This is a genomic window from Gordonia rhizosphera NBRC 16068, assembly GCF_000298195.1.
GTDB classification, from domain to species: Bacteria; Actinomycetota; Actinomycetes; order Mycobacteriales; family Mycobacteriaceae; genus Gordonia; species Gordonia rhizosphera.
The window spans coordinates 120,317-131,951 of record NZ_BAHC01000125.1; the positions used below are offsets into that span (position 1 = coordinate 120,317).

Here is an 11,635-nt window from a genome sequence, read left to right on the forward strand (position 1 = left end):
ACTTCAGCCGTCGAGGCTGATGTGTAACTCCCACGGCGACGACACGACGAACTGCCCGGTGAACGTGGTCTCGACGTAGCCCGCCGGGGTCAGGTCCAACGCCGTGAGGGTCCTGTCCTCGGCGACGATCCAGTAGTGGGCTATGCCGACGTCCTCGTACTCGCTGCGCTTGGTGACCCGATCGGTCCGCCGGGACCCCGGCGAAATGACCTCGACGGCGAGCACCACCTGGTCGGGGGTGATCGCCGAGTCATCTGCGGCCGTCGATCGAAGGATCACATCGGGAGAACGGACCGTCGCCGGTGTGCGAGGGTCGACAATGACATCGACCTCCGGCAGCACTTCGAATCCGTCGGGAATCTGGTCGGCAAGCTGAGTCGCCAAGCTGAACGCCATTCGCGCATGAGCGGCAGTCGGCCGCGGCGCCACTATGAGCACACCCTCCTGGAGTTCGACGCGCGCGCCGTTGTCCTCGCCCCGCGCACGCCAGTCATCGAGCGACAACAGGTGCGCGTCGGAGGCAACAGTCATGGCGCCCATTGTAGTGGCGGACGCCACCCCCGATACGATCTCTTTGACCACGTCAGGCGCCAGCACGTGAACGAACCCGACGTGGCCGCCATACGGACCCACCGGGGGTCACGTTCCCCTTCGCCAGCTCTAGCGAGATGCGAGGATGCAGGACCCGTCCATGACGGCAGTAGCGAATTCCCATGTGCCTGAGCATCTCACGGCGCAGGGCCCGATAACGGAAGCGAAGTCGAGCTGTGGATAACCAGCAAGCACGACGATCCACAGTTGTGTTCTGGCGCGGCGGCCCCTTACCGCAGAACCCCGATGTCGTCGCGCACCACTCCGTGCTGACGGAACGGATTGCGGTCGCGGCTGATTTCGATGACGGCGATGTCGGTCATCATCCGTTTGTATCCCCACGCCCATCACCCTCGGTAGCATCTCCGACCAAACCGCCAGGAAAGGCAGGGCCGATGTCGTCACGTAGCTGGTGGGGCTGGGGTACTGACGAGAACGCCCTGTCGCCCGCCGAGACAGACGCTCTGGTGAACCGCGTGGCCGCACTGATTCCCGACCACGACTTCACCGACCACCCGCCACCGGCCCCGCAGAGCCTGCCCGTGCCACCACCGCGGATCTCCGTGCCGGCCACCCTGTCGGCGGTGTTCTCCGATGACGTGCGCGATCGGCTGTCGCACGCGCGCGGCAAGGCATTTCGCGACGTGGTCCGCAACCTGCACGGCGACATCTCCCACGTGCCCGACCTCGTCGCACGGCCGAGGACCGAACGCGATGTCATCGACATCCTCGACTTCTGTTCTGCCGAGGCTCTCGCCTGCATTCCCTACGGCGGCGGCAGTTCCGTGGTGGGCGGAGTCGAACCGCGATTCGACGGCCCGGCCGTCACTCTCGATCTCGGTCGGCTCGACCGCGTCGTGGAGATCGACGATGTCACCCGGTCGGCACGCATCCAGGCCGGTGCGCTCGGTCCACACATCGAAGATCAGCTCAGACCGGCCGGCCTGACCCTGCGCCACTTCCCGCAGTCCTTCGAGTTCTCCTCGCTCGGCGGCTGGCTCGCGACTCGCGCGGGAGGACATTTCGCCACGCTCTACACCCATATCGACGACCTCACAGAGTCGATTCGTGCGATCACCCCGGCCGGTGTGAGCGAGTCACGCCGGTTGCCGTCGAGCGGTGCGGGGCCGTCGCCGGATCGACTGCTCCTCGGTTCGGAGGGAACGCTCGGCGTCATCACCGAAGCGTGGATGCGCCTGCAGGATCGGCCCCGTTTCGGCACGACGGTGTCGGTGGGTTTCGACGATTACCATGACGCGGTCCGCGCCACCAGGACGGTTGCGCAGTCGGGCCTGTATCCGTCCAATTGCCGTCTGCTCGACCCAGCCGAGGCCTTCATCAACGCCGGCGCCGAGTCACCCGGCGGGGTACTGATCCTCGCGTTCGAATCGGCCGATCACCCGGTCGGCCCGTGGATCGACCGGGCGGTCGAGATCGCCACCGACCATGCGGGCCACGTTCTGTCCCAGCGTGATCGAGGAGAGCGCGACAACACCGGCAACCATGCGTCGGCGGCGTGGCGGTCGGCGTTCATCAGGATGCCGTACCAGCGTGATGCCCTCGCCCGGCGCAGCATGATCGTCGAGACCTTCGAGACTGCCTGCACGTGGGATCACTTCGACGCCCTGCACATCGCGGTCACCGCCGTCGCCACCGATACCGTGCAACGGATCTGCGGTGCGGGCGTCGTCACTTGCCGCTTCACCCACGTCTACCCGGACGGACCGGCATCCTACTACAGCATCTACGCCCCAGGCCGCTGGGGCTCCACGGTGGCACAGTGGGACGAGATCAAGTCCGCTGTGTCCGAGGCGATCTCGAACAACCACGGAACCATCACACACCATCACGCGGTGGGCCGCGATCATCGCTCCTGGTACGACACCGAGCGGCCCGACCTGTTCGCCGCGGCGTTGACCGCGGCCAAGCACGTGCTGGACCCCGCGGGCATCCTCAACCCGGGTGTCCTGGTGGGCTGAACACCGACCGGTGGGGAACCGGCCTCGGTGTCACCGGCGCAACTCGCCCTCGATCATCCGCAGCGATACCGTGTCGACGAAGTACGAGAGATGTTGTGTCCCTGTCGACGACGGGACTATCGCCACGCTGGCCGTGGGCAACGACGACCCGTCGATCTCCGACATCGAATCGGTGTTGACCACCAGATCATTCGCCGTACCCATGAGCGGGTCGACCACGTCGTCGGCGAGACGCTCGAGGGCATCGCCGACCGGATTCAGCGGCCCGACGATCTGGTCAGGTTCGAAGTCGGTCACGACGGTGCGGTACGGCGGCCGCACTGCACCGCCGCCGGGCGCGTTGAGCTCGTCGAGGAACGGATTGTCCGAAGGCCGCATGCTGGCCAGTCCGGGCAGATTCTGGGCGTCGACGGCCTGGGCGATGACAGCTTTCGCGCACGCGGCGACCAGACTCAGCGACTCCCGCGTCACCTTCTCTGCGATCGGCCCGGCCCACTGGCGGGCGACATCGGCCGCCAGCGCGGTCCACAGGTCGAGCAGGGTCCTCCAATTCGTCGGCGCGGCGAGCAGAGTGCCCGCGTTGGGCCCGGCAACCATGACCAGCTTCTCGATCCCGACACCGTTGACAGGAGCCGTCAGTTCGACGAAGCTACGCGCCACCAGCGCCCCCCGTGAATGGGTGACGACGTCGACGGCGAGGGTGGCCCCACCGAACCGGTCGCGGACCTCGGCCGCCAACGAGCCGAGCACCTGCCGCAGTTCGTCGGCGTTCTGCTTCGGCGACTCACTCAGCGTGCGGTGGGTGAAACCCAGGACGGCGTCGTACCGGCCGAGCATCGAATGGAGGAATGCCTTCGCGTCGTCGTTGCTCTCCAGCACACCGAAACCGCCGACGGTGGTGACGAAGGTGCCGTGCACCAGCAGCAGCACCCGCACCACCCCCCGCGTCGCGGGCGGCGTGACGTCGCCGATCCGAAATCGGCGCCACGACAGCGGATTCCGATCCGTGATCGTGATCAGACCGGGATGCACGATCGCCGTCTCGACGGTACGTACCAGCGCTGCCGCGGCCACCGACGGCAGCCGGAAGATCGCCGCACGCACCCGCGTGGGCAGGCCCGGCGTGCGGCCCGATCCGATCAACGCGGCCGGACGCGTGCCCGACGGGCGTCGGAATGCCACGGTCCGGATGCCATCCATAAGCGCCGGCTCCGCAGGCGTGTCGGGTGCACCGGACGTCACGGGCGAATCGGACGTCACGGGCGGATCGGACGTCACCGGCGGATCGGATGTCACCGGCGGATCGGACGCCGTCGGCACGGTCCAGACACAGACGCCGTCGTGCTCGATCAGGGTGACCGTGTTCTCGGGCGCCGTCCGCGGCGCGATCACCCCCTCCCCGCCACACGCCCGCAGTTCGTCGAGGACCGACTCGGGCACGGTGATCGCGGCACAACACACCAGGTTGACCGTGCCGTCCCCCTCGAACGCGCGGACGATGAGGTCGTCGTCGGGCAGCTCGGTGACCGTGACCTGATCCCAGGCCAGCGACTCGTCGCCCGGCAGGCGGATGATCATGTCGCCCTGTTCGTATGTGCGGCCCACTGTTGCTCCGATCGGTTGCCGTCGCCCCTGTCACCCCTCTCGAGGGTAGGCGCCCGACGTCCCGAACGATGCCGTCATGGTGCCGTGGCGTGCACACATCTCTAGAATCGGGACGTGCGCAACAAGCCGATCACCGGCTACGACGTCGCCCGTCGCGCCGGTGTCTCCCAATCGACGGTGTCGCGCGCCCTGCGCAACGACCCGCGCGTGATCAAGGAGACCCGCGACGAAATCCAGGCACTTGCCAAGGAGATGGGCTATGTCCCGCACGTCACGGCCCGCAGCCTGATCACCCGGAGGTCCTCGTCGATCGCGGTGGTGACCGGTGACCTGCGCAACCCCTCGTTCCCGGTGCTGGTGAACACCCTGCAGGATCGTTTCGCCCGCGACGACTACCGCGTACTGCTGATGAGCGATCGGGAGCAGGGCACGCTCGAGAACGACATCCTCGCTCTGCGCGGTGGACTCGTCGACGGCGTCGTGTTCATCTCCGCGCGTCTGGACTCCCCGATCGTCTCGGAGATGATCGGCTGGAAGATCCCGCTGGTGATCCTCAACCGCGACGTCGACGGCAAGTCGGCGGGCCGCGTGGACCGGGTCACCTCCGACAACCTCGGCGGTGGACGCCTCGTCGCCGACCATCTGTTCGAGATGGGTCATCGCCGCATCGGCCTCATCTCGGGCCCGCTGGCCAACCCCAGCGTCAAACTCCGCGAGACGGGTTTCCGCGATGCACTGGCACGCCACGGTGTCGAATTGGATGAGGACCTGGTGGTGCGCGGCGAGGTCGACGCCAAGACGGGTCTCGACGGCGGCCTTGCGTTGCTGAACCGCGAGGACCGTCCCACCGCCATCTTCTGTGTCACCGACTACGTCGCGTTCGGCACCCTCGATGCCACCAAGCGTCTGGGACTTGTTGTGCCCGATGATGTCTCGATTGTCGGCTACAACGACCTGGATATCTCGGGCTGGTCGATCCTGGACCTGACGACGGTGCGGCAGCCGCTGGAGGACATGGCGAAGGCGGCCGCGGAGCTACTGCTGGCGCGCATCGACGGCGCCGCCGGCCCGCCGGTGCACCGCGAATTCGGTGTCGAGTGGGTCCAGCGCGGCAGTTCTGCGACCCGCATCACAGGTCGTTAGACAAGGAAACAATTCCGTTACCTCGGAGCCACGGGACCGCAAAGACTCCTGAATACATTCGAAGTCATGGTTGGCGCGACGAACGCGGCAGCCAGTCGAATCGCAAACCCCCTCATTCAGGAGAGATATGGAAATCGGCGTCTTCATCCCCATCGGCAACAACGGCTGGCTCATCTCCAAGAGCGCCCCGCAGTACATGCCGTCGTTCGAGCTGAACAAGGAGATCGTGCAGAAGGCCGAGCACTACGGCATGGACTTCGCGCTGTCGATGATCAAGCTCAAGGGCTTCGGCGGTGAGACCGAGTTCTGGGATCACAACCTCGAATCCTTCACTCTCATGGCCGGTCTCGCCGCGGTCACCGAGCGGATCAAGCTGTTCGCCTCCACCCCTATCCTCACGCTGCCGCCCGCCATCGTCGCCCGCATGGCCTCGACGGTCGACTCGATCGCCCCGGGCCGCTTCGGCGTCAACATCGTCACCGGCTGGGCCCCCAACGAGTACACCCAGATGGGTCTGTGGCCGGGTGAGGAGTACTTCGGCTACCGCTACGAGCAGGCCACCGAGTACGTGTCCGTGATGCGCGAGCTGTGGGAAGACGGCGTCAGCAACTTCAAGGGCAAGCACTACACGATGGACGACTGCGTCCTCTCCCCGCGCCCGTCGGCCGGTTCGGTGCCGATCGTCGCTGCCGGACAGTCGAAGAACGGCATGAAGTTCGCCTCGGAGATGGCCGACTTCAACTTCATCATGGGCACCGGCATCAACACCCCGACGGCGATCTCCGACGCCACCGCCACGCTGGTGAGCGCCGCCGAGACGACCGGTCGCGACGTGGGCGCCATGACCCTGTTCATGGTCATCGCCGAGGAGACCGACGAAGCGGCACAGGCGAAGTGGAAGGACTACCACGACAACGCCGACCTCGCCGCACTCGGCTACATGGCCGACCAGTCCGCCACCGACACGTCGGCCGACGACGCCTCCACCGCGAAGACCATCTCCCTTCCCGAGGGCGCCGTGAACTTCAACATGGGTACCCTCGTCGGATCGTATGAGACCGTCGCGAAGATGCTCGACGAGATCGCCGAGATCGGCGGCATCAAGGGCATCATGCTCACCTTCGACGACTTCGTCGAAGGCATCGAGAAGTTCGGCACCCGGATTCAGCCGCTGATGAAGTGCCGCGAATCCGTTCAGTCACAAGCTGCTTGATATCCGGACGGTTGGGTGGGCATCGCGGGGGTGCCCACCCAACCGTTCGTCCGTCCGAGGGAAGGCTTCTTTCTCAAGTGAATCCGCGAACACTCGACGTCGCGATCGTCCAGGCCGGTCAGATGACCGAGGACATCACCGCAAACCTGAATCATCTTGCCGCACTGGCACGCAGCGCCGCTGCACCCGACGACGACGGCACCGTCCCGGATCTGGTGGTCCTCCCCGAGCTGATCACCACACCGTACTTCTGCACCAGCCACGATGTGGACCGCACCTCGTGGGCACAGACCATCCCCGGTCCGGCGACCACGATCCTCGGCGACGTCGCTCGCGACATCGGATGTGCCGTCACGTTCGGCCTCTACGAACGCACAGTCGACGGTGTCACTCACAACGCGGTGGTACTCATCGACCCCTCCGGCCACGTGAGTTCGTGGAACACCCCCGACGGCGGACAGGTGTCGGCGTACCGCAAGCTCTCGCTGCCGGCCAACAAGGTCAGCGGCATCGACGTCGACGAGAAGTACCACTTCGCGCCGGGCCCGGCCCCGGCGACCATCGACCTGTTCGGCACCCGATTCGCCTGCGTGATCTGCTACGACCGCAGCTTCCCCGAGTACTGGGCGGTGGCCCGTGCCTCGGGTGCAGAGGTCATGCTCGCAATCGTGTCCTCCCTCGGCAGCCGCGAGGACCTGTTCCTCGCCGAACTACAGACCCGCGCAATGGAATCGCAGATGTGGGTGGTGGCCGCCAATAGGGCCGGCCCGGAGACGCTCAACGACGTCACCGTCGACTATTTCGGACTGTCGTGTGTCATCGCACCCGACGGCCGGATCGTGGCGCAGGCGCCGGCCCACCGCGCGGGTGAGACGCTGCGGTTCACCCTCGATCTCGATCTCGTGCCGTCCGTGCGGGCCGCGTTCCCGCTCTGGCGCGACCGCCGCGCCGAGGTCGTCGAGCTGCTCGCCCGCCTCACCGCCGGAAGTGTGGCACCGGCCCCCGTCGTCGCGCCCCCGCGACGTGGTGCCGCTGCGACCGTCATCGAGGTGGCGGTGTGACCAGCATCGACTACCCCGACCTCACCGCGTCGGCCGCGCAGACCCTCGACGATGTACTGCCCCAGGCACATACGGACATGGCGGAACCGCTGGCCGCCTCCCGTCGCTCGCCGCTGCCGGCATCACCGCAGGCGCTCGGCAGCGAACCCGCCGACTACACCCATCTGCTGGCGACCAGTCCCGTACCCACGGCGCAGTTCGCGGTGTGGGGCCACACTCCGCACCTGCACCGCCCGACCCACGAGTGGGGCGTGAACGACCTGCTCGTCGCCTACCGGCAGGGCACCACCACTCCCAGCGAGGTCCTCGCCACGCTGCGCGCCCGCTGGGCCGACCACGGACTCACCGGGGGCGCGATCCTCGCTGTGCTCGACACCGTCGCCGAGGCCGCGGCCGAATCCGATCGGCGGTGGCGCGCCGGTGCGGCCCGACCGCTGGAGGGAATCTTCTTCGGCGTCAAGGACATCATCGACGTTGCCGGTGCCCCGGTCACGGCCGGCTCACGCACCACCGGTGACCGCGTCGCATCCACCGACGCCACCGCCGTGGCCCGGCTGCGGGCGGCCGGTGCGATTCCTGCGCTGATCACCGCCACCACCGAATTTGCCTGCGGTGCACCCCACAATGCGCGTTACGGCGCGGTCACCAACCCCTGGGACCGCGACCGGTGGACCGGCGGGTCGTCGACCGGATCGGCCGCGGCACTGGCCGCCGGCCTCGTCCCGTTCGCACTCGGCACCGACACCGGAGGGTCCATCCGCGTCCCCAGCGCGCTGTGCAATCTCACCGGCATCAAACCGACCTACGGCCTGGTGCCGCGTACCGGAGTGGCGTCGCTGTCGTGGACCCTCGACCACATCGGCCCGATGGCCCGTAATGCTGCCGACCTGCGCACCGTTCTCGCCGTTCTCGCCGGGGCCGACGGCCTCGACCCGGCCGCGGCCCCCGACGCGGTCGCCCAGGACATCCGGGAGGGTCTACGCACCCCGGAATCGCCCACCGCGCACTCGTTCCGCGGATTACGCCTCGGGGTACCGACCACCTGGTTCACCGATCTGTGCGACGACGGTGTGCGCGCCGTCTGGGAGGACACGCTCGCCGAGCTCCGACGCCACGGCGTGGAGACCACCCCGGTCGACCTCGGTGACGCCGCCCTCATCCACGACGAGCTCGCCGTCGTCATGACCACCGAACTCGCGTCGAATCAGGAAGCCGCCGAACGGTTCGACCTCTTCGACATCGGCACGCAGGTGCGGATCGCCCGCGGGAACGTGCCGTCGGCGGTGGATTACCTTCGCGCCCTGCGACATCGCCCGGGCGCTCTGCGACGCGTGATACAGGCCTTCGACGCCGCCGGTGTCGACGCCATCCTCACCCCCGGGGTCGGCGCCACCGCCCCACGACTGTCCGACGTCACGCTCGACGTGAACGGGACACGTCACCCGATGCAGGCGCTCATCGGACGCAACACGGGTGTGTTCGACTACCTCGGGCTGCCCGCGGTCATGATGCCCGGCGGATTCCACGCCGGGATGCCCGTCGGGGTGCAGGTCGTCGGGCGCCCCTGGGGCGACGATGCCGTCCTGCGGATCGCGAACGCCTACCAGTCACTCACCGATCACCACGATCGACGAGCAGATGGATAGTGTTGTCGTGCAGCGACACCCGCATCCCTGGCGGGTGTTCACCGCGACCAGCATCGGCGTCATCGCGGTCTTCGTGGCCATGAGCGGTCTGACCGTCGCCCTACCCACCCTGACCCGCGAATTGAACGCGTCCACGGCCCAGTCGACATGGATCGTGTTGGGCTACATGGTCGTCACCACTGCACTGATCCTGGTGTTCGGCCGGCTCTCGGACATCGTCGGCCGCCGACCGCTCTACCTGGCCGGGCTGGTGGTGTTCACCATCGCGACCGCACTGTGCATCGTCTCCCCCTCGGCGGGCTGGCTGATCGCCGCCCGTGTGGTCCAGGGTGTGGGCGCCGCGGCGGTGGTCACCAACAACACCTCGCTGCTCACCGACATGTTCCCGCCGCACCTCTTGGGCCGGGCGCTGGGGTGGAATGCGACGGTGGCCGCGGTCGCACAGGTGATCGGACCGGTCATCGGCGGCGCCATGACCGCGATGGTCGGCTGGCGCGGACTGTTCGTCGCGGTGCTGCCGGTGGCCCTGATCGCGACGGTGACCTCAGTGATGGTGATCCCGCGGGCCCGCCGCAGACCCGCCCGACGCGAGCGTTTCGACGTGACCGGAGCGGTGTTGTCCGTCGTCATGCTGACCACCGTCGTCCTGGCCCTGACCCCGGGGCTCTCGTCGCCGACGTGGTTGCCGTGGGCCTATCTCGCCGTCGGTGCGGCCAGTACGGCGACCTTCGTGACCGTGCAGATGCGTCGCACCGACCCGCTGGTCGACCTGACCTTGTTCCGCAGCCGGGGCATCGCCCTGGTCCTCGTCGCCGCGTTCACCATCGCCGTCGCCACCTATGCTGTGCCGCTGATCATCTCGCTCTACGAACAGGCCGCCGACGACGCGTCGCCGTTCACCGCGGGCCTCCTGGTGACCCCCGTGGCGATCGGCACCGTCCTGGCCGCCTCGGTCGCCGGCTCGCTGGTGGCCCGCGTCGCGCCCCGGACATTGGCGGCGTCGGGTATGGCACTGGCCGCCATCGGCCTGCTGGGCATGACGCTGACCCTGTCGGTCGATGACGGCGCGTTGCCGGTCACCATGAGCTTCCTGTTCGTCATCGGCACCGGGATCGGGCTGTTCATGACCCCGAGCACGAGTGCACTGATGCTCACCGTCTCCTACGAGCGGCGCGGCATCGCCAACGGGTTGCGCTCGACCCTGCAGAACGTCGGTAACCTGCTCAGCACCGCGATGACCCTGGCCATCGTCACCGTGGGACTCGGCGCCGCGGCGCAAGAGGCCGCCTACGGCGGCACCCCGGGGGCGCTCAGCAGCGCCGAACTCGACCGCTTCGTCGACAACCTGCGCACGGTGGGTCTGACCCTCACCGTGGTCGCGGTCGTCGGTGTCGGCCTGTGCCTGGCCTTCCCGCGCCACCGAGTGGCCACCGAACCTCTCGAGTTCCCCCACGAATCCCTCACGACCATCAAGGAATCCGCATGACAACCATCGACGGTCGCGCCGATCAGGCCGCCGACTATGCCCGCGCCGGCTTCGGGCAGGAACTGCAGCCGGGCACCCGTCCCGCCCTGGTCGTGGTCGACCCCGCCCGCGCCTACGTCGACCCGGCATGCCCGCTCTACGCCGGTGCGGAGGATGCCGCCGACGCGATGCGCACCCTGGTGGCGGCGGCCCGATCCGCCGGCATCCCGGTCGTGTTCACCGAGGTCCGGCTACGGGCCGACGGCGCCGACGCCGGCGTGTTCTTCCGCAAGTCCGGCACCCTGGTCGCCTTCTGCGAGGGCAGTCCGTTCGCCGAACCGATCGAGGGACTCGAGCCGGCACCCGACGAACTCCTCGTGACCAAGAAGTACGCCAGCGCGTTCTTCGGCACCTCGCTGCACTCCTATCTGACCGCCCTGCAGGTGGATACGGTGCTGATCGCGGGACTGTCCACCAGCGGCTGCGTGCGTGCCACCACCCTGGACGCGATGCAGCACGGCTTCATTCCCATCGTGGTGAAAGAAGCTGTCGGAGATCGTGATCCGGCGATACACAACTCGAATCTGTTCGACATGCAGCAGAAGATGGCCGAGGTCTGGCCCCTCTCCCGCGCCCAGACCTACCTCCGCAACCCCAGCCCGCTGGTCGAGTAGCCCAACCCCATCCGCTGGTCGAGTAGCCCCCGAGCCGCCAGGCGGGGCGGCGTATCGAGACCACTCCAACCGACACCCGAATCACGACCCGCACACACATGTGAGCACCCCGACACCCGAGTTAACAGAAACGAATCACAACGGTCGCCCGACGCAACACACCACCCGATACATTCGAAGTCACAAGCAAGTCAGACCGAAGTCAGATCAATCGAGTGATCTATGTCCGATCGCTGATCCATTCGAAGTCATTTCGCT

9 protein-coding genes are annotated in these 11,635 nt (G+C 67.5%); 7 read left to right on the top strand and 2 right to left on the bottom strand.

The window, feature by feature from the left end; genetic code table 11:
- Positions 1 to 3 precede the first annotated feature (3 nt).
- Positions 4 to 531, bottom strand: coding sequence for a Uma2 family endonuclease (locus tag GORHZ_RS15660; protein WP_040532242.1), 528 nt, complete (start codon positions 529 to 531; stop codon positions 4 to 6).
- A 455-nt stretch (positions 532 to 986) separates the two neighbouring features.
- Between GORHZ_RS15660 and GORHZ_RS15665 the strand changes: the two genes are divergently transcribed.
- Positions 987 to 2,570: an FAD-binding oxidoreductase gene (locus GORHZ_RS15665; RefSeq protein WP_006334518.1), complete on the top strand. Its 1,584-nt coding sequence runs from the start codon at positions 987 to 989 to the stop codon at positions 2,568 to 2,570.
- A gap of 30 nt (positions 2,571 to 2,600) precedes the next feature.
- Here GORHZ_RS15665 and GORHZ_RS15670 read toward each other — a convergent pair whose 3' ends face one another.
- The gene (locus tag GORHZ_RS15670) at positions 2,601 to 4,175 is read right to left on the bottom strand and encodes an esterase/lipase family protein (protein ID WP_006334530.1); all 1,575 of its coding nucleotides are present in this window, start codon (positions 4,173 to 4,175) and stop codon (positions 2,601 to 2,603) included.
- A 114-nt stretch (positions 4,176 to 4,289) separates the two neighbouring features.
- Here GORHZ_RS15670 and GORHZ_RS15675 point away from each other — a divergent pair, with 114 nt between their 5' ends.
- The 6 genes from GORHZ_RS15675 to GORHZ_RS15700 all read left to right on the top strand — a co-directional run bounded on the left by GORHZ_RS15675 (position 4,290) and on the right by GORHZ_RS15700 (position 11,377).
- Positions 4,290 to 5,318, top strand: coding sequence for a LacI family DNA-binding transcriptional regulator (locus GORHZ_RS15675; RefSeq protein ID WP_006334532.1), 1,029 nt, complete (start codon positions 4,290 to 4,292; stop codon positions 5,316 to 5,318).
- Between the two features lie 127 nt (positions 5,319 to 5,445).
- Positions 5,446 to 6,531 carry a pyrimidine utilization protein A gene (gene rutA / locus GORHZ_RS15680; RefSeq protein WP_006334533.1) on the top strand — a complete coding sequence of 362 codons (1,086 nt, stop codon included), beginning with the start codon at positions 5,446 to 5,448 and terminating at the stop codon, positions 6,529 to 6,531.
- 77 nt (positions 6,532 to 6,608) lie between these two features.
- Positions 6,609 to 7,592, top strand: a complete 984-nt coding sequence (locus GORHZ_RS15685) for a carbon-nitrogen hydrolase family protein (protein ID WP_006334534.1) — start codon at positions 6,609 to 6,611, stop codon at positions 7,590 to 7,592.
- Entirely contained in the window at positions 7,589 to 9,238 is a 1,650-nt protein-coding gene (locus GORHZ_RS15690) for an amidase (RefSeq protein WP_006334535.1), read from the top strand. Before GORHZ_RS15685 ends, GORHZ_RS15690 begins: the two co-directional genes overlap by 4 nt.
- On the top strand, positions 9,231 to 10,724 hold the full coding sequence (locus GORHZ_RS15695; RefSeq protein ID WP_006334536.1) for an MFS transporter: 1,494 nt from the start codon (positions 9,231 to 9,233) through the stop codon (positions 10,722 to 10,724). Before GORHZ_RS15690 ends, GORHZ_RS15695 begins: the two co-directional genes overlap by 8 nt.
- Positions 10,721 to 11,377 carry an isochorismatase family protein gene (locus GORHZ_RS15700; RefSeq protein ID WP_006334537.1) on the top strand — a complete coding sequence of 219 codons (657 nt, stop codon included), beginning with the start codon at positions 10,721 to 10,723 and terminating at the stop codon, positions 11,375 to 11,377. Before GORHZ_RS15695 ends, GORHZ_RS15700 begins: the two co-directional genes overlap by 4 nt.
- Positions 11,378 to 11,635: the final 258 nt, after the last annotated feature.